Annotated in this window: 22 protein-coding genes; 6 read left to right on the forward strand and 16 right to left on the reverse strand. The window is 68.9% G+C overall.

What is annotated here, in order from left to right:
• Nucleotides 1-77 precede the first annotated feature (77 nt).
• Genes ABL843_RS02070 through ABL843_RS02080 form a run of 3 tightly spaced genes read left to right on the forward strand, consistent with a single transcriptional unit; the run spans nt 78 to nt 3,911 of the window.
• Nucleotides 78-977, forward strand: coding sequence for an amino acid ABC transporter substrate-binding protein (locus tag ABL843_RS02070; protein WP_418118801.1), 900 nt, complete (start codon nt 78-80; stop codon nt 975-977).
• The gene (locus tag ABL843_RS02075) at nt 974-2,203 is read left to right on the forward strand and encodes a pyridoxal phosphate-dependent aminotransferase (RefSeq protein ID WP_418118802.1); all 1,230 of its coding nucleotides are present in this window, start codon (nt 974-976) and stop codon (nt 2,201-2,203) included. The genes ABL843_RS02070 and ABL843_RS02075 overlap by 4 nt, the downstream gene beginning before the upstream one ends.
• A gap of 37 nt (nt 2,204-2,240) precedes the next feature.
• Nucleotides 2,241-3,911: a thiamine pyrophosphate-binding protein gene (locus tag ABL843_RS02080; protein ID WP_418118803.1), complete on the forward strand. Its 1,671-nt coding sequence runs from the start codon at nt 2,241-2,243 to the stop codon at nt 3,909-3,911.
• A 7-nt stretch (nt 3,912-3,918) separates the two neighbouring features.
• Here ABL843_RS02080 and ABL843_RS02085 read toward each other — a convergent pair whose 3' ends face one another.
• Entirely contained in the window at nt 3,919-4,224 is a 306-nt protein-coding gene (locus ABL843_RS02085) for a hypothetical protein (RefSeq protein ID WP_019655447.1), read from the reverse strand.
• Nucleotides 4,225-4,247: 23 nt separating this feature from the next.
• A complete protein-coding gene (locus tag ABL843_RS02090) occupies nt 4,248-5,504 on the reverse strand; it encodes an ammonium transporter (protein WP_418118804.1) in 1,257 nt (418 codons plus the stop codon).
• A 356-nt stretch (nt 5,505-5,860) separates the two neighbouring features.
• On the opposite strand from ABL843_RS02090, the gene ABL843_RS02095 reads away from it, so the two are divergent.
• On the forward strand, nt 5,861-6,619 hold the full coding sequence (locus tag ABL843_RS02095) for a sulfite exporter TauE/SafE family protein (RefSeq protein ID WP_093206951.1): 759 nt from the start codon (nt 5,861-5,863) through the stop codon (nt 6,617-6,619).
• A 20-nt stretch (nt 6,620-6,639) separates the two neighbouring features.
• Nucleotides 6,640-8,004 carry a chromate efflux transporter gene (chrA, locus tag ABL843_RS02100; protein ID WP_418118805.1) on the forward strand — a complete coding sequence of 455 codons (1,365 nt, stop codon included), beginning with the start codon at nt 6,640-6,642 and terminating at the stop codon, nt 8,002-8,004.
• Between the two features lie 3 nt (nt 8,005-8,007).
• On the opposite strand, the gene ABL843_RS02105 is transcribed toward chrA, so the two are convergent.
• From ABL843_RS02105 to ABL843_RS02125, 5 genes are all read right to left on the reverse strand, one after another.
• Nucleotides 8,008-9,519 (reverse strand): tripartite tricarboxylate transporter permease, encoded by a 1,512-nt coding sequence (locus tag ABL843_RS02105; RefSeq protein WP_126022357.1) that lies wholly within the window; start codon nt 9,517-9,519, stop codon nt 8,008-8,010.
• A 12-nt stretch (nt 9,520-9,531) separates the two neighbouring features.
• Nucleotides 9,532-10,020 carry a tripartite tricarboxylate transporter TctB family protein gene (locus tag ABL843_RS02110; protein ID WP_126022356.1) on the reverse strand — a complete coding sequence of 163 codons (489 nt, stop codon included), beginning with the start codon at nt 10,018-10,020 and terminating at the stop codon, nt 9,532-9,534.
• Nucleotides 10,021-10,211: 191 nt separating this feature from the next.
• Nucleotides 10,212-10,655: an RNA recognition motif domain-containing protein gene (locus tag ABL843_RS02115; RefSeq protein ID WP_418118806.1), complete on the reverse strand. Its 444-nt coding sequence runs from the start codon at nt 10,653-10,655 to the stop codon at nt 10,212-10,214.
• Between the two features lie 195 nt (nt 10,656-10,850).
• On the reverse strand, nt 10,851-11,087 hold the full coding sequence (locus ABL843_RS02120; protein ID WP_126022354.1) for a DUF3820 family protein: 237 nt from the start codon (nt 11,085-11,087) through the stop codon (nt 10,851-10,853).
• Between the two features lie 7 nt (nt 11,088-11,094).
• Nucleotides 11,095-11,490: a translation initiation factor Sui1 gene (locus ABL843_RS02125; protein ID WP_418118807.1), complete on the reverse strand. Its 396-nt coding sequence runs from the start codon at nt 11,488-11,490 to the stop codon at nt 11,095-11,097.
• A gap of 59 nt (nt 11,491-11,549) precedes the next feature.
• Between ABL843_RS02125 and ABL843_RS02130 the strand changes: the two genes are divergently transcribed.
• Entirely contained in the window at nt 11,550-12,824 is a 1,275-nt protein-coding gene (locus ABL843_RS02130) for a DEAD/DEAH box helicase (protein ID WP_126022352.1), read from the forward strand.
• Between the two features lie 10 nt (nt 12,825-12,834).
• Here ABL843_RS02130 and ABL843_RS02135 read toward each other — a convergent pair whose 3' ends face one another.
• The 9 genes from ABL843_RS02135 to ABL843_RS02175 form a co-directional block, all read right to left on the reverse strand.
• Nucleotides 12,835-13,137 (reverse strand): Dabb family protein, encoded by a 303-nt coding sequence (locus ABL843_RS02135; RefSeq protein ID WP_184640258.1) that lies wholly within the window; start codon nt 13,135-13,137, stop codon nt 12,835-12,837.
• A 171-nt stretch (nt 13,138-13,308) separates the two neighbouring features.
• Nucleotides 13,309-14,475 (reverse strand): acyl-CoA dehydrogenase family protein, encoded by a 1,167-nt coding sequence (locus ABL843_RS02140; RefSeq protein ID WP_418118808.1) that lies wholly within the window; start codon nt 14,473-14,475, stop codon nt 13,309-13,311.
• A gap of 15 nt (nt 14,476-14,490) precedes the next feature.
• Nucleotides 14,491-15,651: an acyl-CoA dehydrogenase family protein gene (locus tag ABL843_RS02145; protein ID WP_418118809.1), complete on the reverse strand. Its 1,161-nt coding sequence runs from the start codon at nt 15,649-15,651 to the stop codon at nt 14,491-14,493.
• Nucleotides 15,652-15,689: 38 nt separating this feature from the next.
• Complete coding sequence (locus ABL843_RS02150) at nt 15,690-17,000, reverse strand: hypothetical protein (RefSeq protein WP_418118811.1); 1,311 nt, start codon at nt 16,998-17,000, stop codon at nt 15,690-15,692.
• Entirely contained in the window at nt 16,997-17,923 is a 927-nt protein-coding gene (locus ABL843_RS02155; RefSeq protein ID WP_418118812.1) for an SDR family oxidoreductase, read from the reverse strand. The genes ABL843_RS02150 and ABL843_RS02155 overlap by 4 nt, the downstream gene beginning before the upstream one ends.
• Before the next feature lie 36 nt (nt 17,924-17,959).
• Nucleotides 17,960-19,921 carry an acetyl/propionyl/methylcrotonyl-CoA carboxylase subunit alpha gene (locus ABL843_RS02160; protein WP_418118813.1) on the reverse strand — a complete coding sequence of 654 codons (1,962 nt, stop codon included), beginning with the start codon at nt 19,919-19,921 and terminating at the stop codon, nt 17,960-17,962.
• Nucleotides 19,918-21,528 carry an acyl-CoA carboxylase subunit beta gene (locus ABL843_RS02165; RefSeq protein WP_418118814.1) on the reverse strand — a complete coding sequence of 537 codons (1,611 nt, stop codon included), beginning with the start codon at nt 21,526-21,528 and terminating at the stop codon, nt 19,918-19,920. The genes ABL843_RS02160 and ABL843_RS02165 overlap by 4 nt, the downstream gene beginning before the upstream one ends.
• A gap of 75 nt (nt 21,529-21,603) precedes the next feature.
• The gene (locus tag ABL843_RS02170) at nt 21,604-22,377 is read right to left on the reverse strand and encodes an MHYT domain-containing protein (protein WP_126022345.1); all 774 of its coding nucleotides are present in this window, start codon (nt 22,375-22,377) and stop codon (nt 21,604-21,606) included.
• 136 nt (nt 22,378-22,513) lie between these two features.
• On the reverse strand, nt 22,514-24,196 hold the full coding sequence (locus ABL843_RS02175; protein ID WP_418118815.1) for a hypothetical protein: 1,683 nt from the start codon (nt 24,194-24,196) through the stop codon (nt 22,514-22,516).
• Nucleotides 24,197-24,200: the final 4 nt, after the last annotated feature.

Consider the following 24,200-nt stretch of genomic DNA (forward strand, 5'->3'; position numbering starts at 1 on the left):
CTCGCGAAAGGACCGTGGGAGGTTCAAGGACAGTCTTCGCCTTCCATATCAAGAACAACCACCAGGAGACAGAGAACATGAACATCGCCTTCAAGACCATTGCCGCGGCCGCGCTGATCGCGCTTTCTTTCGGCGCCGCCGCGCAGACCGCCGCGGGCGGCACGCTCGACAAGATCAAGTCCAGCGGCAAGGTGGTGCTCGGCGTGCGCGAGGCCTCGCCGCCCATGGCCTACATGCTGGGCGCGGGCGAGAAGTACGTGGGCTACCACGTCGAGCTGTGCGAGCGCGTGCTGAAGGACATCGCGCCGCAGGCGAAGCTCGAATACATGGCCGTGACCGCGCAGAACACCATCCCGCTGGTGCAGAACGGCACGCTCGACATCGGCTGCGGCCCCACCACCAACAACACGGCGCGCCAGCAGCAGGTGGCCTTCGCGCTCACCACCTACGTGAGCGAGGTGCGCATGGCCACCAAGGTCGACTCGGGCATCACCAATCTCGACCAGCTCGCGGGCCGCAACGTGTCGGCCTCCACCGGCACCACCGCGGTGCAGCTGCTGCGCAAGCGCGAGCGCGCGCAGAACGTCTCGTACAACACCATGCTCGGCAAGGACCACCTGGAGAGCTTCCTGCTGATGGAGTCGGGCCGCGCCGATGCCTTCGTGCTCGACGACAACCTGCTGGCCGGGATCATCGCGAACTCCAAGAACCCCTCGGCCTACCGCATCGTGGGCGAGCCGCTGGGCTCGGAGCCGATCGCGCTGCTGTTCCGCAAGGACGACCCCGCCTTCAAGGCGGCGGTGGACGACTCGCTGCGCCGCATGATGAAGAGCGGCGAGCTCGAGAAAATCTACGGCAAGTGGTTCGTCGCGGCCATCCCGCCGAAGAACACCAGCCTGAACCTGCCGATGAGCGCGACGCTGAAGCAGCTCATCGCCGAGCCCAACGACAAGCCGCTGGAGGCCTACGCCAAGTGACAGCAGACACCGCCGCCCCGACCGTGTTCCAGCCCGCGCAGCGCGTGCGCGCCATCGGCGTCTCGGAGATCCTGCGCATCACCGACCACGCCAACGCGCTCAAGCGCGCGGGCCGTCCGGTGATCGTGCTGGGCGCGGGCGAGCCCGACTTCGACACGCCGCAGAACGTGCGCGATGCGGCCGTGCGCGCCATCGGCCGGGGCGATACGCGCTACACCGTGCTCGACGGCAGCCCGGCGATGAAGGCGGCGGTGCAGCTCAAGTTCAAGCGCGACAACGCGCTCGACTTCGCGCTCGACGAGATCAGCGTGAGCGCCGGCGCCAAGCAGGTGATCTTCAACGCGCTGATGGCCAGCCTGGATGCGGGCGACGAAGTCATCCTGCCCGCGCCGTACTGGACTTCGTATGCCGACATCGTGCAGGTCTGCGGCGGCGTGCCGGTGCCGGTGGCCTGCACCGAGGCGAACGGCTTCAGGCTCGACGCCGCGCAGCTGGAGGCGGCCATCACGCCGCGCACGCGCTGGCTCTTCCTGAACTCGCCCTCGAACCCGAGCGGCGCGGCCTACGGCGCGGCGCAGCTCAAGCCGCTGTGCGATGTGCTGCTGCGCCATCCGCAGGTCTGGGTGCTGGCGGACGACATCTACGAACACATCCTCTACGACGGACTGGCCTTCGCCACGCCGGCGGCGGTGGAGCCGCGCCTGCGCGAGCGCACGCTGACGGTGAACGGCGTGTCCAAGGCCTATGCGATGACCGGCTGGCGCGTGGGCTACGGCGCGGGGCCGCGTGCCCTGATTGCAGCAATGGCGGTGGTGCAGAGCCAGACCACGTCGTGCCCCTCGTCGATCAGCCAGGCAGCAGCCATCGAGGCGCTGACCGGGCCGCAGGACATCGTGGCCGAGCGCTGCGCCGACTTCCAGGCGCGGCGCGACTTCGTGGTCGCCGCGCTGAACCGCGCGCCGGGGCTGCGCTGCCGTGTGCCCGAGGGCGCGTTCTACACATTCGCGAGCTGCGCGGGCGTGCTCGGCAGGCGCACGCGCGGCGGCGCGCTGCTGCGCAGCGACAGCGACTTCTGCCGCTACCTGCTGCAGGACTTCGAGGTGGCGGTGGTGCCGGGCAGCGTGTTCGGGCTGGCGCCGTACTTCCGCATCTCGTACGCGACTTCGATGGCGCAGCTGCAGGAGGCCTGCGAGCGCATCGCTGCCGCCTGCGCCGCGCTCGAGTGAGCGACCCATCGGCCTCTTTCATTTCATCGGGAACCCCATGACCACACCCCGCACCGGCGGCCAGATCCTGGTCGACCAGCTCGTCACCCACGGCGTCGAGCAGCTCTTCTGCGTGCCCGGCGAGAGCTTTCTCGCCGTGCTCGACGCGCTGCACGACGCATCCATCGACGTGACCGTGTGCCGCCAGGAAGGCGGCGCGACGATGATGGCCGAGGCGCAGGGCAAGCTCACCGGCAGGCCGGGCGTGTGCTTCGTCACGCGCGGGCCGGGCGCCACCAATGCGTCGGCGGGCGTGCACATCGCGCACCAGGATTCGACGCCGCTGCTGCTCTTCGTCGGCCAGGTCGCGCGCGACGCGATGGGCCGCGAGGCCTTCCAGGAGCTGGATTACGGCGCGGTGTTCGGCACCATGGCCAAGTGGGTGGTGCAGATCGACGACCCGGCGCGCGTGCCCGAGCTGGTGTCGCGCGCCTTCCATGTCGCGACCTCGGGCCGCCCCGGTCCGGTGGTGATCGCGCTGCCGGAAGACATGCTGACCGAGGCCGCGACGGTGGCCGATGCGCAGCCCTACGCCGTCACCGAGACCCATCCCGGCGCGGCGCAGCTCGCCGAGCTGCAGCAACGCCTGTCGCAGGCGCAGCGGCCGGTGGTCATCGTGGGCGGCAGCCGCTGGTCGGAGAAGGCGGCGCGGCAGTTCGCGGACTTCGCGGCGGCGTTCTCGCTGCCCGTGTACTGCTCGTTCCGCCGCCAGATGCTGATGTCTGCCGAGCACCCCTGCTACGCGGGCGACCTCGGGCTGGGCGTCAATCCGAAGATGCTGGAGCGCATCCGCAACGCCGACCTGATCCTGCTGGCCGGCGGGCGCCTGTCGGAGGTGCCGTCGCAGGGCTATGAGCTGCTGTCCATCCCGCAGCCGAAGCAGGCGCTGGTGCACGTGCATGCCGACGCCGACGAGCTGGGCAAGCTGTATCGCCCGGCGCTGGGCATCCATGCCACGCCGCAGGCATTCGCCGAAGCCGTTTCCACGCTGCGCCCCGCGCAGGTTCCGGCCTGGGTGGCGGAAACGAAGACCGCGCGCCAAGACTTCCTGCGCTGGAGCGACCCGTCGCCGATCCGCATTCCGGGCGCGCTGCAGATGGGCGAGGTCATGCAGCACCTGCGCGAGGTGCTGCCGGCCGACACCATCTTCTGCAACGGCGCGGGCAACTTCGCCACCTGGGTGCACCGCTTCTGGCCGTTCCGCGCGTACGCGAGCCAGCTCGCTCCCACCAGCGGCTCCATGGGCTACGGCCTGCCGGCCGGCGTCGGCGCCAAGCGCCTGTGGCCGCAGCGCGAGGTGGTGGTGTTCGCGGGCGACGGCGACTTCATGATGCACGGCCAGGAATTCGCCACCGCCGTGCAGTACGGGCTGCCGATCATCGTGGTGCTGCTGGACAACGCCATGTACGGCACCATCCGCATGCACCAGGAAAAGCACTACCCCGGCCGCATCAGCGCCACGCAGCTGAAGAACCCGGACTTCCGTGGTTACGCGGAGGTGTTCGGCGGGCACGGCGAGCGCGTCGAGAGCACCGAAGAGTTCGGCCCCGCGCTGGCCCGTGCGCGCGCCAGCGGCAAGCCGGCGATCCTGCACTGCCTGCTGGACCCGGAGGCCATCACGCCGGGCAGCACGCTGCAGTCGATTCGCAAGGCTGCGCTGGAGGGCTGAGCAAGCCTCAGCGCAGGCCGCCTACGTACCGGGGTGGGGGCGTGGGCGGCTGGCCGTCGGGCTGGCGCGCCGCCAGGCGCGCGGCGCGTGCCAGCGGTTCCATCGCCTGCTCCAGGCGGGTGGCGAGCAGGTAGAGCTCCTCGTCCTTGGTGTCGGCGGCGTGCGCGCGCGTCATGCGCACGATCTCGGCGGCGTACTCGGCATTGGTCGCCATCCATTCGGTGTCGGTCACGCGGCCGTGCTTTCGCCGCAGCGCCACGTGGAGGCGCGCGGCGAGGGCGATGCGTTCGCTTTCTGACATGGATGGGGACATGGCTTGTTTCCTCCGGCGGTGGGTCAACTGCTCCCGAGATGTTCCCTGTGCTGTGCAAGATCGAGGCCCAGCTGCTCGCTGTCGGCATCGACGCGCAGGCCGACGATGACGTGCACCAGGAACAGCACCACCGCCGTGCCCGCCGCACTGAAGATGGCCACGCTGCCGACCGCGATCGCCTGCGTCAGCACGTCGCCGGTGGCGCCCGAGATGCGTGCGTCGGCGAACACGCCCGTCAGCAGCGCACCCACGATGCCGCCGATGCCGTGCACGCCGAACACGTCGAGCGAGTCGTCCGCCCCCAGCAGGTGCTTCAGGCCGGTGGCGCCCCAATAGCAGGCCAGCCCCGCGATGGCGCCGATGGCCAGCGCGGCCGGCGGCGTGACGAAGCCGGCCGCCGGCGTGATGGCCACCAGCCCGGCCACGAGGCCCGAGCACAGGCCCAGCAGCGAGGGGCTGCGCCGCACGATCCATTCGCCGAGCATCCAGCTCATGGCGCCGGCAGCCGCCGCGATGTGCGTGACCAGCATCGCCAGCCCCGCGCGGCCGTCGGCCGCCACCGCCGAGCCGGCATTGAAGCCGAACCAGCCCACCCACAGCAGGCCGGCGCCGGTCATGGTGAAAGCCAGGTTGTAGGGCTCGAAGGCCTCGCGGCCGTAGCCCTTGCGCGAGCCCAGCGCGTAAGCGCATACCAGCCCCGCGATGCCGGCGTTGACGTGCACCACCGAGCCGCCCGCGAAGTCGAGCGCGCCCATCTGCGCGAGCCAGCCGCCCGGCTCCCACACCCAGTGCGCGACGGGCGCATACACCAGCACGCTCCACAGCAGCGCGAACCAAAGGATCGCCGAGAAGCGCATGCGCTCGACGAAGGCGCCGAGCACCAGCGCCGTGGTGATGATCGCGAAGGTCAGCTGGAACATCGCGTAGACCGACTCGGGCACGTTGGGCGCCATGTGGCTCACCGCGAGCTGGCCGGCCTCCTTCAGGTAGTCGAAGCCCGAGAACCAGAAGCGCCCGGAGCCGCCGAGCCAGGGCCAGCCCTCGGTGAAAGCCAGCGAATAGCCCACCGCGAACCAGGTCAGCGAGACCGTCGAGGCGATCGCCACCACCGCGGCCATGGTGGCCAGCACGTTCTTGCGGCGCACCATGCCCGCGTAGAAGAGAGCGATGCCGGGCAGCGTCATCAGCAGCACCAGCGCAGTCGAGGTCATCATCCATGCGGTGTCTGCCGCGTTGATGGAGGCTTGCGGTGCCAGGGCCATGGTCGCTTTCTTCTTCATGTGGTGGACTCAGGCGCCCCGTGCACAAGTCGTGCCACGTCGTTAACTATCAGAAACACTTTGGTTTGCAAATCGGGCTTCCCGCGTAAGGCAAAGCGGGTAATTCCCTATGCACTGAGGCGGTGCGTGCCCCTAAAGTCTGCGCACTCGCGAACGGGCCCTGCTCGTGTGCCGAGGGTCCGAGGAGACAATCCCCCCTAGCAACAATAAAAATTCTTCAAAGGCTCCGTACGAGATGCCTGTTCGACTTTGGAAGGCGCCGCTGGTCGGCGCCTTTTTTATTTCCGCGAAGGCTTGAGGCCCGGGCCTTTTCAGCTACTTTTTCGATAGCGCCCGGGTGAGACAATCCAGCCCCTATGGAAATGCTGGTGGTGACAGGCGCCTCTGCGCTCGCGGGTTTTGTCGATTCGATCGTTGGCGGAGGCGGGTTGATCCTGGTGCCCGCGCTGTTCGCCGTTTTTCCGGGCGCACCGCCCGCGACCCTGCTGGGCACCAACAAGAGCGCGTCCATCTGGGGCACGGCCGCCGCCGCGGCCCAGTTCAGCCAGCGGGTGCAGATGCGCTGGGGCGCGCTGTGGCCGGCCGCGCTGCTCGGCTTTGCCGGCTCGATGCTGGGCGCCTGGGGCGTCACCATGTTTCCGGGCGACTTCCTGCGCAAGGCGCTGCCGCTCATCCTGCTGGGCGTGCTGCTGTACACGCTGGCGCGCAAGGACATGGGCCGCATGCACGCGCCGCGCTTCTCCGGACGCGCCGAGACGCTGGCGGCCTGCACCATCGGCCTGTCGATCGGGCTGTACGACGGCTTCTTCGGGCCGGGTGCGGGCAGCTTCCTGGTGTTCCTCTTCGTGCGCTGGATGGGCTACGACTTCCTCAACGCCTCGGCTTCGGCCAAGATCATCAACACGCTGACCAACGCCGCCGCGCTGATCCTGCTGGCGGCCAAGGGCCACGTCTGGTGGCACTACGGGCTGGTGATGGCTGTGGCCAACGTGGCCGGCAGCGTGCTGGGCACGCGGGTTGCACTGAAGCACGGCGCGGGCTTCGTGCGGGTGGTGTTCATCGTGGTGGTGAGCGCGCTGATACTGAAGACCGCCTACGACGCATTCCTGAAATAGCGCAACACGAAAGTCGCCCGATGTCCTCTCCCCAAGATCCCGTCGAGCGGCCCGTTCCCGTCAGCTTCTGGCAGGCCTTCGGCTACTGGCTCAAGCTGGGCTTCATCAGCTTCGGCGGGCCGGCCGGGCAGATCGCGCTGATGCACCAGGAGCTGGTGGAGCGCAGGCGCTGGATCTCGGAGAAGCGATTCCTCCACGCCCTCAACTACTGCATGCTGCTGCCCGGCCCCGAGGCCCAGCAGCTCGCCACCTACATCGGCTGGCTCATGCACCGCACCTGGGGCGGCATCGCGGCGGGGGCGCTGTTCGTGCTGCCCTCGCTCTTCATCCTGATCGCGCTGTCGTGGGTCTACATGGCCTACGGGCAGGTGCCGGCGGTGGCGGGGCTGCTGTACGGCGTGAAGCCTGCCGTGACGGCCATCGTGCTGTTCGCGGCCTGGCGCATCGGCTCGCGGGTGCTGAAGAACGCATGGCTCTGGACGATCGCGGCGGCGGCCTTCGCGGCGATCTTCGCGCTGAGCGTGCCCTTTCCGCTGATCGTGCTGGCGGCCGCAGCCATCGGCTATTTCGGCAGTCGGGTGGCGCCGGAGCGCTTCGCGCCCGGCGGCGGGCATGGCGCGGCGGTGGCTTCCGCCGGCCCGGCGCTCATCGACGACGACACCCCCACGCCCGCGCATGCTCGCTTCGGCTGGGGCCGCTTCTGGCGCGTGCTGGGCGTGTTCCTCGCGCTGTGGCTGGGCGCCATGGGCGCGCTCACCGCGCTCTACGGCTGGCACGGCACGCTCACGCAGATGGGATGGTTCTTCACCAAGGCCGCGCTGCTGACTTTCGGCGGTGCCTACGCGGTGCTGCCCTACGTGTTCCAGGGCGCGGTCGACCACTACGGCTGGCTGGGCGCCACGCAGATGATCGACGGCCTCGCGCTGGGCGAGACCACGCCGGGGCCGCTGATCATGGTGGTGTCCTTCGTGGGCTTCGTCGGCGGCTGGAACCAGGCGCTGTTCGGCGGCAATTCGCTCTTCGCCGCGGGCGCGGTGGCGGCGACGGTGGTGTGCTTCTTCACCTTCCTGCCGTCGTTCCTCTTCATCCTGCTGGGCGGGCCCTTCATCGAGTCGACGCACGGCAACCTGAAGCTCACCGCGCCGCTCACGGCCATCACCGCGGCGGTGGTGGGCGTGATCGTCAACCTGGCGGTGTTCTTCGCCTGGCACGTGCTGTGGCCGAAGGGGGCGGGCGGCGGCTTCGACGCGGCATCGGCGGCGATCGGGCTGATCGCCGCCGTGGCGCTGTTCCGCTTCAAGGCCGGTGTGATCCCGGTGGTGCTCGCCTCGGCCCTGCTGGGGCTGGCGTGGCAGCTGTTGTTGCTGCCTTTGCTCGTGCGCTGAGGCTCAATCCTCTACAAACGCCTCTTCGCGCTTGGCCTTGATGGCCGGGAGAAGCACGATGCCCAGCAGCAGGACAGCAGCGATCAGGAGCCCCGCCGACAGCGGCCGCGTGACGAACACGCTCCACGCGCCGCGCGACAGCAGCAGCGCCCGGCGCAGGTTCTCTTCCATCATCGGCCCCAGGATGAAGCCCAGCAGCAGCGGCGCGGGCTCGGTGCGCAGCTTGATGAAGAGGTAGCCGATGAAGCCGAAGGCCGCCACCATCCACACGTCGAAGGTGTTGTTGTTGGTCGAGTACACGCCGATCGCGCAGAACAGCACGATGGCCGGGAACAGGAACTTGTAGGGCACCGTCAGCAGCTTGATCCACATGCCGATCAGCGGCAGGTTCAGGATGATCAGCATCGCGTTGCCGATCCACATGGAGGCGATCAGGCCCCAGAAGAGCTCCGGGTTGCTGGTCATCACCTGCGGTCCCGGCTGGATGTTGTGGATGGTCATCGCGCCCACCATCAGCGCCATCACCGCGTTGGGCGGAATGCCAAGCGTCAGCAGCGGGATGAAGGAGGTCTGCGCGCCGGCGTTGTTGGCCGACTCCGGCGATGCGACGCCGCGGATGTTGCCCTTGCCGAAGGCCACTTCGCCGGGGCGCATGCGGATCTTCTTCTCCAGCGCGTAGGAGGCGAAGGAGGCCAGCAGCGCGCCGCCGCCCGGCAGGATGCCCAGGGCCGAGCCGAGGGCCGTGCCGCGCAGCACCGCGGGCAGCATGCGCTTGAAGTCGTCCTTGGTGGGCCATAGGCCCTTGACCTTGTGCGTGAACACCTCGCGCTCGTCGTCGGGCTGCGAGAGGTTGCCGATGATCTCGCCGTAGCCGAACACGCCCATGGCGATGACCACGAAGCCGATGCCGTCGGTGAGCTCCGGAATGTCGAAGCTGTAGCGCGCCACGCCGGAGTTGACGTCGGTGCCCACGATGCCCAGCAGCAGGCCCAGCACGATCATCGCCACCGCCTTCAGCAGCGAGCCCGAAGCCAGCACCACCGCGCCGATCAGGCCCAGCACCATCAGCGAGAAATACTCGGCCGGACCGAACTTGAAGGCCAACTCGGTCAGCGGCGGCGCGAAGGCGGCCAGGATCAGCGTGCCCACGCAGCCCGCGAAGAACGAGCCCAGGCCGGCGGCGGCGAGTGCCGGGCCCGCGCGGCCCTGCCTTGCCATCTGGTAGCCGTCGATGCAGGTGACCACCGACGAGGACTCGCCCGGCAGGTTCACCAGGATGGCGGTGGTGGAGCCCCCGTACTGGGCGCCGTAGTAGATGCCGGCCAGCATGATCAGCGCCGACACGGGCGGCAGCGCATAGGTGGCCGGCAGCAGCATCGCGATGGTCGCGACGGGGCCGATGCCCGGGAGCACGCCGATCAGCGTGCCCAGGATGCAGCCGATCAGGCAGTACAGCAGGTTGGTGAAGGTGAACGCGACGCCGAAGCCGGTCGCGAGGTTGTTGAAGAGTTCCATGGCGTGTGCTCCTCAACCTGCGATGAAGGTCGGCCAGACCTGGATCTGCAGCTTCAGCGCCCAGATGAACGCCACGTAGCTGCCGGCCGCCAGGATGGTCGCGAGGATCAGCACGTCGCGCAGCCTGAAGTGCTCGCCCGCCATGCTGGAGATGATGGTGAGCGCGTAGATCGCGATGATCATGCCCATGGCCGGCAGCCCGATGCTGGGCAGGCCGCCCAGCAGCACGCCGAAGGCGAGGTTGGCGCCGAGCACGAAGGCCAGCGGCTTCCAGGCCCACTTGCCGATCGGGTCGCCGTCGGTGGTCTCGACCACCATCGCCTGGAACATGATGATCGCGCCCAGCACCGCCAGCAGGATGCCCAGCATGAGCGGGAAGTAGCCCGGCCCCATGCGCGCGCCGTCGCCGATGGTGTAGGTGGTTGCGCCGATGGCGAAGGCGCCTCCCACGGTGGTGAACATGACTCCCGAAAAGAAGTCCGCCTGGCTCTTTATCCGCATGTCTCGCTCCTCTTGTATTGGGGAAACGAGGGTCGATCTGCGCGCCTGACCGTTGGCTGACCGGTGCGGTACGAACAAATGCGTACCGCAGGGCAAGGGTTCTCCCCGGGGCCGGTGTGTCCCGGAAACGAAAAAAGCTCCCGGAGGAGCTTTTTCATTCAGAGGCCCGAGGGCCCTGGAGGGGGTTCGACTCAGTAGCCGCCGCGGCCGCCGCCGCCGTAGCCACCACCGCCGCCACCGTAGCCGCCGCCACCGCTGCGGTCGCCACCGTAGCCACCGCGGTCGCCGCGGTCGCCGCCGTAACCACCGCCACCGCTGCGGCCGCCGCCGCCGTAGCCGCCACCACCACCGCCGTAGCCGCCGCCACCGCTGCGGGGGGGACGGGCTTCCATCGGACGGGCTTCGTTCACCGTCAGGGCGCGGCCCTGCAGGGGTTGGCCGTTCATGGCTTCGATGGCTGCGAGCGCTTCGGCATCCGTGCCCATTTCGACGAAGCCGAAGCCCTTCGAACGGCCGGTGTCACGTTCCATCATGACCTTGGCACTGACGATCGAGCCGAATTCGCCGAAGGCTTGTTCGAGATCGTTGTCGCGGATCGAGTAGGCGAGGTTGCCCACGTAAAGTTTCTTGCCCATTGAGGGACTCCTGATTCAAACCAACAAAAAAACAAAAAAGCGATGGAGTCCCAGAATCACAACAAACAAGAACTGCGCTGTGGCGCGAAACTGACCGATCACCAAATTACGTGCACGGGAGCCGCAATGCGACTCACTGACACGTAGCGGGCATTATCCAGCCCGATTTCGAAAAAGATGTGGCGAAATCGCGCCTTATCGGGAAACTCCCCGTTCCGGAGGGCGGTTTCGCAACGGTTTCAGCAGCCCGGAAAGCCCGTTGTGGTCTATTTCATGCATCAGGGCGAGCAGCCGGCCGATTTCTCCCGAGGGAAAACCCTCGCGTGCGAACCAGCTCAGGTAGTTGCCGGGCAGGTCCGCAATCAGCGTGCCCTTGTGCTTGCCGAAGGGCATTTCGAGCGTTACCAGCCGTTGCAGGTCTTCGGGGTTCATGGAGCGCTCAGCCTCCCGCGCGCTTGACCGTGTGGCCCTGCTTCACCAGCGCTGCGATCACCGTTTCGCGGTGGTCGCCCTGGATCTCGATGGTGCCGTCCTTCACCGTGCCGCCCGTGCCGCAGGCCGTCTTGAGTTGCTTGCCCAGCGCCAGCAGGGCCGCCGCATCGAGCGCCATGCCCTTCACTACCGTCACGCCCTTGCCTTTGCGGCCCTTTGTCTCGTGCGACACGCGCACAATGCCGTCGGTGGCCGGCGTGCCGCGCGCCTTTTCGAGCTCCTTGCAGCGGCAACGGGCCACGGGCTCGCCGCAACCGGGGCACATGCGTCCGCCCCCGTCGGTGGAATACACCAGGGTGCTGCCGCCGGACTGGCCGGTGCGCTGCTGTTTCATCGTCGACATCCGATACGCCTCTTTCTGCTTTCGATCTTTCTCTCTCTTCGCCCGCCGCGCTCATACACATGCCATTCGACTCACTGGGCCTGGCCCCCGCGCTCGTGCAGGCCGCCGCCCGAAGCGGCTTTTCCACGCCGACGCCCATCCAGGCCGCGGCCATTCCCGCCATTCTGCAAGGCCGCGACCTGCGGGGCTCGGCACAGACCGGCTCCGGCAAGACCGCCGCATTCTCCCTGCCCCTGCTGCAGCGCCTGACCGAGCAGCGTGAAGGCCCGCGCCGCGTTCGCGCGCTCGTGCTGGTGCCCACGCGCGAACTCGCGGGCCAGGTCGGCGACACCATGCACGACCTGGCGCAGCACCTGCCCGAGCGCCTGAAGATAGTCACCGCTTTCGGCGGCGTGTCGATCAACCCGCAGATGATGAGCCTGCGCGGCGGCGCCGACATCGTCGTCGCCACCCCCGGGCGGCTGCTGGACCTGGTGGAGCACAACGCGCTCAGGCTGGACGCGGTCGCCATGCTCGTGCTCGACGAGGCCGACCGCCTTTTCGACCTGGGTTTCGCCGAGGAACTCGGACGCATCCTCGAACTGCTGCCGAAGCGGCGCCAGAACCTGTTCTTCTCCGCCACCTTCCCGCCGGCCATCCAGGCGCTGGCCGACGGCATGCTGCGCGACCCCGCCATCGTCGACGTGCAGGGCGAGCCGGGCACCGCGCCCGACATCGTGCAGCGCGTGATCGAGGTCGACGCGAGCCGCCGCACCCAGCTGCTGCGCCACCTGCTCGAGCAGCACGAGAACGAGTGGGACCGCGTGCTGGTCTTCGTCGCCACGCAGCACGCGGCGCAGACCGTGGCCGAGAAGCTCTACCGCAACGGCATCTACGCCGTGCCCTTCCACGGCGACATCGCGCAGGGCACCCGCAGCAACATCCTCTCGCAGTTCAAGCAGAGCCGGTGGGACGTGGTGATCGCCACCGACCTCGCCGCGCGCGGCATCGACATCGCGCAGCTGCCCGTGGTCGTCAACTACGACCTGCCGCGCTCGCCGACCGACTACATCCACCGCATCGGCAGGACCGGGCGCGCGGGAGAGCGCGGCCTGGCGATCAGCTTCGTGAGCGCGGCCACCGAGGCCCATTTCCGCCTGATCGAGAAACGCAACGGCCTGCGGCTGCCGCGCGAGCGCGTCGAGGGCTTCGAGCCGACGGAAACCGCGCCGCCGGTGGTGGACGCCTCGGGCACGGGGGGGATCAAGGGGAAGAGGCCGAGCAAGAAGGACAAGCTGCGGGCGGCTGCTGCGCTTGCTGCCGCGCGGGGAGACGCCCCCGAGGCGAGCGACTGACCGCGGCCGATCAGCCCACCGCGTAATCCACCTGATGCCGCGCGATCCGCAGATCGCCCAGCTCTTCACGCACGCGCAGGTGCGCCGGATGCGTGGCATAGCCGTCGAGCGAAGCCTGGCTGTCGAACTCGCTGTAGAGCACCACGTCGCAGGCGTAGCCCACGCGGCTCGAATCGACGCCGACCTCGATGTGCAGCAGGCCGGGTATCTGCCCGCGCAGCGATTCGAACTTGCGCTTGAGCAGCTGCGTGGCCCGCGCCTTTTCTTCGGGCGTGTCTGCGCGCAGGTCCCACATCACGATGTGCTTCAGCATGGCGCTCGCGTGCCCGTGGCGGGCTCGCCGAAAGAAAGATGGGGAATGAAGGTCACACGGGCTCCTGCTGCCTGGCTTGGCGCGACCGATGGTAAGCACGGCATCGCGCCCGGCGAGCCGCGCCTGTGAAGAACAGTTTTCCGCTTTCCCCGCTTCTTCCTTCTGTTGCCTCTACAGCCAGCCCAGCTGCTTCGCCGCCAGCTCCTTCATGACTTCCTCGGCTCCGCCGCCGATCATCATCACCTTCACTTCGCGGTAGATGCGCTCGCTCACGGTGCCGCGCATGAAGCCCATGCCGCCGAGGATCTGCACCGCCTGGTCGGCGCAGAACTGCATGGTCTGGGTCGCGTGGTTCTTCAGCATGCATATCTGCGCCACCCATTCGGGGGCGTTGTGGCAGCCTGCGGCTTCCAGCGCATCGCCTTGCGCCGACACCGCTTCGATCCACGCCTCGGCGGAGGCGATGCGCATCTGCATGTCGACGAGCTTGTGGCGCACGGCCTGGTGCCCGATGAGCGGGGCGCCGAAGGCCTTTCGCTCGCGCGCCCAGGCCAGCGCCTCGTCGAGGCAGGCCTGCGAGAAGCCCAGCGCGCCCGCGGCGAGGCCGATGCGCTCGCCGTTGAAGTTGCCCATGATCATGCGGAAACCTTCGCCTTCGTTGCCGAGCAGGTAGCGCGCGGGCACGCGCACGTTGTCGAAGTGCAGGGTGGCGGTGTCGGAGCACAGCCAGCCCATTTTCGACAGCCGCGTGCGCGTGAGGCCGACCGCGTCGCCCGGCACCAGCAGCATCGAGATGCCGCCCGCACCGCGGCCTTCGCCGGTGCGCACGGCCACGGTGATCCAGTCGGCGCGCATGCCCGAGGTGATGAAGGTCTTCTCGCCGTTGACCACGTAGTGATCTCCGTCGCGCCTTGCCGTGGTGCGCAGCGCCGCCACGTCGGAGCCGCCGCCGGGCTCCGTGATGGCGAGCGCCGCGATCTTCTCGCCGCGCAGCACCGGCGGCACGACCTCGCGGCGCACCGCGTCGCTGGCATGCAGCACCACGGGCGGCAGGCCGATGTTGTGCGAGAACAGGCTGGCGAGCACGCCGCCGCTCTTGCCATGGCGCGCGAGCGCGACCCAGGCCGGCAGCTTGAGCGAATACGAGGCCGGCGTGCCGCCGAGTTCTTCGGGATAGCCCAGGCCCAGCAGGCCCAGTTCGGCGGCGCGTGCATAAAGCGCGCGCGGAAACTCGCCCGCATCGTCCCAGGCCTGCACGTTCGGCGCGATCTCGCTTTCGGCAAAGCGCCGCACCGTGTCGGCGAGCGCGGCGCGGTCGGCTTGCAGCTCGGCGTCCATGCGACCGGCTTCCTGCTAGCCGCGCGGCGGGCGCTTGGCGATGCCCATGGTCTTGGCGAGGATGCCCAGCATCACCTCGTCGGCGCCGCCGCCGATGGAGCCCAGCCGGCCGTCGCGGTACAGGCGCGAGACGCGGTTCTCCAGCGTGAATCCCATGCCGCCCCAGAACTGCAGGCAGGTGTCGGCCACCTGCCGTGTGAGGCGGCCGGTCTTGAGCTTGGCCATCGAGGCGAGCTCGAGCACGTCCTCGCCCTTCACGTGCAGGTCGCAGGCGCGGTAGGTGAGCGCGCGCAGCGCCTCCACCTCGGTCTTGAGCTCGGCGAGCTTGAACTGCACCCACTGCTGGTCGGCCAGCGTGGAGCCGAACATCTGGCGCTGCTGCGCCCACTCGATGGTCTGGGCGATGCAGTCTTCCATGGGCTCCAGCGAGCTCGCGGCAGCCCACAGGCGCTCTTCCTGGAACTGCTGCATCTGGTAGACGAAGCCCTGGCCCTCCTCGCCGATGCGGTAGCGCTGCGGCACGCGCACGTTGTCGAAGTAGATGAGGCCGGTGTCGCTCGAATTCATGCCGATCTTGCGCAGCTTCTTCGCCTTCTCGATGCCGGGGCTGTCCATCGGCACCATCACGAGCGACTTGTTTCGGTGCACGGGCCCGTCGCCGGTGTTGACCAGCATGCACATCCAGTCGGCCTGAAGGCTGTTGGTGATCCACATCTTCTGGCCGCTGATGAGGTAGTCGCCGCCGTCCTTGCGCGCATGGCTCTTCAGGCCCGCCACGTCGCTGCCCGCGCCGGGCTCGCTCACGCCGATGCAGCCGACCATGTCGCCCGCGATGGCGGGCGCCAGGAACTCGCGGCGCAGCTCGTCGCTGCCGAAGCGCGCGAGCGCGGGCGTGCACATGTCGGTCTGCACGCCGATGGCCATGGGCACGCCGCCGCAGGAGATGTGGCCCAGGGCCTCGGCCATGGCCATCGCGTACGAATAGTCCAGGCCCGCGCCGCCAAAGGCCTCTGGCTTGTTCAGGCCCAGCATGCCGAGGTTGCCGAGCTTCTTGAAGACCTCGTGCGCGGGAAAGATCTCCGCCTCTTCCCACTCGTCCACGTGCGGGTTGATCTCGTCGTCGATGAAGCGGCGCAGGGTCTTCTGGATCTCGAGGTGTTCGTGGCTGTACTGCATGAGAGGTTTCCTTGATGAGGCCTGGTGTTCGTCGGATGTCAGGGGCTCGCGAGGCGCGACAGGCGGAAAGCGCCATCGGGTTCCACCGACAGGAAGGTGCGGTCAGTGGCGTGATAGGCACGCGGCTTCAGTGCGGTATCGCGATGAAGGCAGGCGCCGTCCGCGATGTCCCAGACGGATGTTCCGAAGCGATCGGAGCAGGCGAACAGGTGTTGATCGAACACCAGCGCGCCGCCCGGCCGAGCGATCGCGGCACGCCAGTCGGTGTTTTCTGCGGCCGCGGTTTCAGGTCCTGCGAAGCGGTGAAGCGCCTCGCCGCTGCGCACGTCGTAGAGCGTCACGGCAGGGATCATCCATTGGTCGTCTTCGCCGTAGCCCCACACGGCGAGGGTGTGGTCGGCCGTCCAGCACATGGGACTGGCCCAGCGGTAGGCTCGCCACGGCAGCTGTCTCACCGATGCGCCGTCTTCGGATTCCCACGGATTGCCGGCCACCCAATCGTGCAGATTCCACGTCCTCGGAAATCCTGTGGGCGACCAAACCCATCCGTCCTCGGCCACCCAACGGTCATCGGGCGAAACAAGGAGGCGACCATGGAAGTAGTCGAGGAAATGGGCGTCGCCGTTGCGGGGAGCGGCACGTGCAGTCAGCAGCTCGCCGGTGGCCGGGTCACTGACATCGAGCCGGTTCCAGTCGGTGGCATGTGCGAGCAAGGTGCGCCCCTCGTGGGTGAGCAAGGCAATGCCGAACGGCGAAACGTCGCAGTGGTAGTCGCCGCGCGCCAGCCGCATCGTGATCGGCGAAGGAGCGTCGCCGGCCAGATCGAAAACGATACCGTGACTGCCGATGCACTGCACGATCGCGACGAAGCGGCCGTCGGCCGATGCATGCAGTTCAAGTATTTCCTCCGGGCCGATATCTTCGGGCCAGCTTGCGCGCAGCAAGCTGGCTTCCTGGTGTTGGAAGTTCACGCGCCAGAGTTGTCCCCGGACATCGAGTGCGATCCAATTGCCTGGTGCCGCGAGGGCCCTGATATCGAGTACCTCTTCGGAGCGCAAGCCTGGCAGAGAAACTATGGTGCGCGAGAAGGTAAGTCCGCTGACTCGCTCGACGACTTCAGGCCGACCTTCGATGCCGTCCCAGCAGCTCTTCTCTTCGATACCCTGGAGGCATGTCGCGCAACTGCTGCGCCACGGCGGTACATCGGCCCTGCGACATGCCGTGCAGCACAAACGATAGTGCCAGCCTTCTCCGGTGAAACAGCGGATGTAGCTGTCGAGCGGCTTTGCCAGCAGATGCTCGCAGACGTCGCCTGCCGTGACGTCTTCGTGGCCACAGCCCAGCGTCATCCCTTGCCCTCCTGCGATTTCTCTTCGCTGCTGAACACGCGCGGCTGCTGCGCGAGGTGGAAGCCGTCGAAGGGCTTCACAGCGCGGCGCTGCTGCGCCTGCGCATCGGGAGTCGCCATCGGCCAGCCCATGCGCACCTGCGGGCGCGCGCCGTCCACGCGCAGCACGCTGCCGCTGATGAAGCTCGCGGCCGGGCCCAGCAGGAAGACGATGGCGGCGGAGGTCTCGGCCTCGTTGCCGAAGCGCCCGGCCGGTACGGTCTTGCGCATGGCGCGCAGCATGTCGCCGGCCTCGGGCGGGTAGTGGTCCATGCCGCTGGAGGCGATGTAGCCCGGCGCCACCGCGTTCACGCGCACGCCGCTCGCGGCCCATTCGAGCGCGGCCGTCTCGGTGAAGCTCACCATGCCCGCGCGCGCCGCGCCACTGTGTCCCATGTTGGGCATGGAGCCCCACATGTCGGCCACGATGTTGACGATGGCGCCGCCGTTGGCCTGCATGCTCTGCAGGTAGCACTCGCGCGCGACCAGGAAGCCGCCCGTGAGGTTGGTGTGGATCACCGCCTCCCAGCCCTTGGCCGAGATCGCATGCAGCGGCGTGATGTACTGGCCGCCCGCGTTGTTGACCAGCCCGTCGACGCGGCCGTGCGCGGCGACGACGGCGGCGATGGCCGAGCGCACCGCGTCCTCGTTGCGGATGTCGAAGGCCTGCGTGGAGGCCTTGCCGCCGGCGGCCTCGATCTCGGCGCGCACCGCGTCGAGCTTCTCGGGCTTGCGGCCGACCAGCACCACCTGCGCGCCCAGCGAGGCTAGCTCGTGCGCGGTGCAGCGGCCGATGCCGGAGCCGCCGCCTGTGACGACGATGACCTGCCCGTCGAACAGGCCGGGGGCGAAGACGGAGCGATAGTGGGAGGAGGGAGCGTTCATGTGAATGGTTTTCGCAAAGACGTGGGCTGGTTCCCGTCATGCATCGGCGACCTGCGCGACCACATGCCGCGCCGCCACCTGCGCGCCCACCGCGACATGCAGGGCGACCTTGCCGGCGCGCGGCGCGCAGTGCACGTGCTCCATCTTCATCGCCTCCAGCGTGACCAGCGGCTGGCCCGCCGCGACGGCCTCGCCCTCGGCCACCAGCAGCGCGATCACGCGGCCGTTCATGGAGGCGCGCAGCAGGCCGTCGCCGCCATCGGCGCCTGCTCGGGTGGCCGGCACGTGAGTGAGGTCGTCGAGGCGGTGAGCCTGTCCGTCGTGGTGGAAGAACACACGGCCGTCGTGCCTCGCGACGAAGGCTTGCGCGGAAAGCCTGTCGCACGAGAAGCGCAGGCTGCCGTCGCCGGGCATGTCGAGCAGCGAGAGCTGCATCGGCGCCTGGCCGTCCAGCGCGATGTCGAAGCGGCCGGCGCCGCGCGGCGTCACGCGTGCGGCGTGCACCGTGCCGTCGAGCTCGAAGCGCAGGGCGTTGGGCAGCGTGTGCGCCAGCGGCGAAGGCCAGCCGCGTTCGCCGAGCTGCAGCCGCAGTGCGGCGAGCAGCGCGGCGCGGTTGCGGCCTGCTTCGTCGGTGGCGAGCAGCGTGTCGATGTGGTCGGCCACGAAGGCGGTCGTCGCCTTGCCGCCGGCGAACACCGTATGCGACAGCGTGCGCTCCAGCAGCTGCTGGTTGGTCGGAATGCCGAGCGCGACGGTGTCGTGCAGGCCGGCCAGGAGCCGCTGCCTCGCGTCCTCTCGCGTGCCGCCGTGGGCGACCAGCTTGGCGATCATCGAGTCGTAGAAGGGCGGTACCTCGGCGCCGTCGCGCAGGGCGTGCTCGGTGCGCAGCGCGGCGCTGGGGCGCCATGCGGCCAGCGTGCCGCTCTGCGGCATGAAGCCCTGCCGCGGATCTTCGGCGCACAGGCGCACCTCGATCGCGTGGCCGGAGAAGCGCACGTCCTGCTGCGCGATCGGCAGCGGCTCGCCGGCCGCGACGCGCAATTGCAGCTCGACCAGGTCGAGGCCCGTCACCGCTTCCGTCACCGGGTGCTCGACCTGCAGGCGCGTGTTCATTTCCATGAACCAGTAGCGGCCCTCGGCATCGAGCAGGAATTCGAGCGTGCCCGCGCCTTCGTAGGCGATGGCCTTCGCCGCGGCGACGGCGGTGGCGCCCATGCGTTCGCGCAGCGCTTGCGAGACGGCGGGCGAGGGCGCTTCCTCCACCACCTTCTGGTGCCTGCGCTGCACCGAGCAGTCGCGTTCGCCGAGGTGGATGGCGTTGCCGTGCCTGTCCGCGAACACCTGCACCTCGACATGGCGCGGCGCGACGATGGCGCGCTCCAGGATCACGGTGGCGTCGCCGAATGCATTGAGCGCTTCCGACTGCGCGCTGCGCAGCTGCTCGGCGAAATTCGCGGCCGAGGTGACGAGCCGCATGCCGCGCCCGCCGCCGCCGGCGGTGGCCTTGATCATCACCGGCCAGCCGATGCGCGCGGCTTCGGCGGCCAGCGTCTTCTCGCTCTGGTCTTCGCCCTGGTAGCCCGGAATGCAGGGCACGCCCGCCGCCTGCATCAGCCGCTTGGCGCCGGCCTTGTCGCCCATCGCGCGAATGGCTTCGGGCGAGGGGCCGATGAAGACCAGGCCGGCATCGCGGCAGGCCTGCGCGAAGGCCGCGTTCTCGGCTAGGAAGCCGTAGCCGGGGTGCACCGCGTCGGCGCCGCTGGTGCGCGCGGCCTCGACGATCGCGGCGATGTTCAGGTAGCTCTGCGTGGGCAGCGGCTCGCCGATGTGCACCGCCTCGTCGGCGAAGCGCACGTGCTCCGAACCGGCGTCGGCGGTGGAGTACACGGCCACGGTGCGATAGCCCATGGCACGGGCGGTGCGCATCACGCGCACCGCGATCTCGCCGCGGTTGGCGACGAGGATCTTGCGGAATCCGGTAGTGGTGCTGTTGCTCATGGCCGTGCCACCCCGAACTGCATGGGCTGGGTCGCACGGGCATCGGCGTCGCGGCACACCGAGAGAACCTCGGCCAGCACGGCGCGCGTGTCACGCGGGTCGATCACGCCGTCGTCCAGCAGCAGCGCGCTGGTGGTGAACACGCTCATCTGCCGGTCGAAGCGCTCGATGACCTGCTGCTGCATCGCGTCGATCTTCGCCTGGTCGACCGCGCCCTTTCGTGCCATGCCGGCCTCCATCACGATGGCCATGGTCTTCGCCGCCTGCTCGCCGCCCATCACGGCGGTGCGCGCGTTGGGCCAGCTGAAGCAGAAGCGCGGCGCGAAGCCCCGGCCGCACATGCCGTAGTTGCCCGCGCCATACGAGGCGCCGCACAGCAGCGTGACCTGCGGCACGGTGGCGTTCGACACCGCCTGGATCATCTTCGCGCCGTGCTTGATGATGCCGGCCTCCTCGTGCGCGCGGCCCACCATGTAGCCGGTGATGTTCTGCAGGTAGACGATGGGCGTACGCGACTGGCAGCAGGCCTGGATGAAGTGCGTGGCCTTGGTGGCGCCGTCGGAGTCGATGGGGCCGTTGTTGGTGATGATGCCCACCGCATGCCCTTCGAGCCGGATGTGGCCGCAGACGGTGGCGCTGCCGTAGTGCTCGCTGAACTCCAGGAACTCGGAGCCGTCGGCGATGCGCGCGACGACCTCGCGCATGTCCACCGGGCGTCGGCCGTCGCTGGGCATGATGCCCAGCAGGTCCTCGGCGTCGTAGCGCGGCGGCGCGAACCGGCGCGGCGCCTCGTCGCGCGCCCAGTCGATGCCGCCGAGGATCGTGCGCGCGATGCGGATGGCGTCGCGGTCGTCCTCCGCGAGGTAGTCGCCCAGGCCCGAGATGTGCGTGTGCATCACCGCGCCGCCTAGTTCTTCCTCGGTGGCGATCTCGCCGGTGGCCGCCTTCAGCAGCGGCGGTCCCGCGAGGAATGCGCGCGTGCGGTCGCGCACCATCACGATGTAGTCGGAAAGACCGGTCTGGTAGGCCCCCCCGGCGGTCGAGGAGCCGTGCGTCACCGTCACCACCGGCAGCCCCGCGGCCGACAGCCGCGCGAGATTGCGGAAGATGTTGCCGCCGCGCACGAAGTCCTGCACGCGGTAGTGCATGAGGTTGGCGCCGGCGCTTTCCACCAGCTGCACGTAGGGCAGCCTGTTCTCCAGTGCGATCTCCTGCACGCGCAGCTGCTTGTCCAGGCCCATGGGCTGCAGCGCGCCGGCGTCGATGCCGGAGTCGGAGGCGTTGACCATGCAGCGCACGCCCGCGACGTAGCCGATGCCGGAGATCAGGCCGCCGCCGGGCACGCTCTTCGAGAGGTCTGGGTTGTCCTGCCCGAGCCCGGCCAGCGAGGCCAGCGGCAGGAAGGGCGCGCCGGTGTCCAGCAGCAGCGCGATGCGCTCGCGCGGCAGCAGCTGCCCGCGCCTGGCGAAACGCTCGGCCGATGCGCCGGAGGCCGCGACGGCGCGGGCCTCGTGCTCGCGCAACTGGCCGAGCAGCGCCAGCATGCTGGCCCGGTTGGCCTGGAAGGTGTCGCCGGCCGTTTGCAGCCGGGATTCGATGACTGGCATGTGAGAGTCCGTGCAGATCGTTTTTTTCGCTCTGCACGGACTCTAGGATGCGGGCGCCGCGCCCGCTTGCGCTTACTAGCTGGCGCGCACCCGGCGGCCGGCGACCGGCGCGTCGAGGCTGCTGCCGGTGACCACCCAGTAGATGAAGATCAGCACCGCGCCGGCCGTGCCGAACACCGTGAGGCCCATGTAGCTGCCGCCGATGGCCAGCGCGTCGACCGGCGCGGCGGCGGTGCAGACCATGCTGGCCGCGCTCATGCCCACGTAGTGCATGGTGCATACCGCCACGCCCATCACGGCGGCGGCCGCGACCTTGTGCGTGAACTTGCGCAGGTTGAAAGCCAGCCACAGGGCCGCCGCGGCGGCGGTGACGGCGATGAGCACCGACAGGCCCACCGTCGTCAGGTCGAAATTCATCGAGGCGCGCATGTTCATCGCGAACATGCCCATGTAGTGCATCACGCACACGCCGATGCCCGCCAGCAGGCTGCCGCCGAGCCAGCCCGAGCGGCTGAACTTGCGCCGCCCGCCGGCCATGTACAGCGCGATGCCTGAAATCAGGATGGCCGCCACCAGCGACACCACCGTGAGCGGCATGTTGTACGAAATGGCTATCGGCAGCCGGTACGCCAGCATGCCGATGAAGTGCATCGACCAGATGCCGATGCCGCCCAGCGCCACCGCCGCGCAGGTCACGACGGCGAGGTTGGGCTTGCCGTCCGCGCCGACCATCCGCCCGGCGCAGATCAGGGCCACCAGCGAGCCCGCGAAGGAAATGAGGAAGGAGAGCGCCACCATGCCCAGGGAGTACTCGGGCGACAGGATCTGGCCTACGACGAGCGGAGTCATGCGATGTCCCTTTCAGGTCAAAAGAGCGCCTCGCGGACCCCCCGCCGCCGGATGCGGACGGGACGCCACAAGACGTCCCGCGCAGTCTGTAATGTTTGTTTGTAAAAGTAAACTGAAATTTACACTTATTGTTACCCTACCTTACGGGGCGAATCCGATAGATCGCATTGTTGCGGTCGGCCGCCATGTAGATCGAGCCGTCGCGGCCCACCGCGACGCCCGTCACCACGTAGGGCGGAGGCAGCCCGGGCCCGGGCGCGAGGCCGATCGGCAGGTTCTCGGCGACGGTACGGCGGCTGCCGGCGGGCACGATTTCGACCAGCCGGCGCGCCGCGCTCTCGGCCACGATGAAACTGCCCCAGGGCGTCTGCGCCAGGCCTTCGGGCAGGGCCAGCCCCTCGGCCACCGCGCGCAGCGGAGCGCTGGCGTCCAGCGGAATGCGCAGCAGCCGGCCGGCCGCCTCGGTCACGTAGAGCGCGCCGTCCTGGCCGACGATCATCTGCACCGGGCCGTTCAGGCCGCTGGCGAGCACTGACTTCTGCGCGAACTTCGGCCCGCTCGCGCGTGTGATGCTGCCGGTGGCGATCTCGGCGTAGATCACGCTGCCGTCCGGCATGGGAATGGCGTCGAACGGCGCCTTCAGCCCGTGGATGGTCTCGACCGTCTTCAGCGTCTGCCGGTCGACCAGCTGCACCGTGCCGGTGAACCACGAGCTCAGCGCGAAGAGCTTCGGCGACAGGCCGACGGCGAAGGGGTAGTCCAGCTCCGGGTCGCGCTGCATGCGGAAGATGTCGCGCACCTCGCCGGTGCGCACGTCGACCTGGCGGAAGCCGAAGACGTCGGCCACCCAGAGGTCGTTGCCGTCGATCTTCATGCCGGCCGGCGCCGCCACCTTGCCGCTGGTGAGCGTGCGCAGCTCGCCGGTGGCGGGGTTGAAGGCCTGCACCTCGTTGTTCGCCATGTTCGAGACATAGATCGTCCCGTCGGGAGCGATCGCCAGGTTGTCGAGCGAGGGCCGCAGCTGCTTCGCGACCGTCTTGCGGCCGGTGGCCAGCTCCACCCGCACCAGCTCTCCGCTGCGCGCGTCGACCACCCAGAGGTTGCCCTTGCCGTCGAGGTTGGCGGCGGCCGGAATCTTGAAGCCGTCGGCGATCACGGTCATGTTGCCGTTGGCCGGGTCGATCTTCACCACCTGGCCCTTGAACCACAGCGGCCCGTAGAGCATGCCGTCGGGCCCCACTTCGAAGCCGTTGAAGCCGCCCATGTCCTTCCTGATGAGCCGCGGCGGCTTCTGGCCCTCGCGGTCGATCTCCCACAGCGTGTCGCCCAGGAACACCTGCGAGGCGTAGAGCCTGCCGTTGCGGCGGTCGAAGTCCAGCGAGTTGAGGCCGGGTAGGTCCTTGGCCAGCACGCGCATGGGCGCGGTGTCGCTCTCGCGGTAGCGCAGCATGCCCATCAGGTAGTTGGTCCAGGCGAGCTCGCCCTTCGGGCCCACGGCGATGTCGTCCGCCTGGCCTTCGGGCGCATCGATGAACACCCTGGCCGCGCCGGTGCTGCGGTCGACCTCCCACATCGTGTTGCCCAGCACCGAGCCCGCGAGCAGCCGGCCCTTGGCGTCGACGGCCAGCCCATGCACCCCGGCGAAGGCCGAGGGCGCGACCAGCGCCTCGGGCGCGGCCCACGAGGCGGGCCGCGTGGTCGGGGCGGACTGCGTGGGCGAGGGTGGGGCGGAGGCCGGTGGCGAGAGGCTGCTGCAGGCGCCCAGCAGGGCGAGGGTGGCGGTCAGCGCGATGGCGCCGAGGCTGCTTCGACGTGGCATGGTT

The sequence above is a fragment of the Variovorax sp. 350MFTsu5.1 genome (assembly GCF_048302515.1).
Classification (GTDB): domain Bacteria; phylum Pseudomonadota; class Gammaproteobacteria; order Burkholderiales; family Burkholderiaceae_C; genus Variovorax; species Variovorax guangxiensis.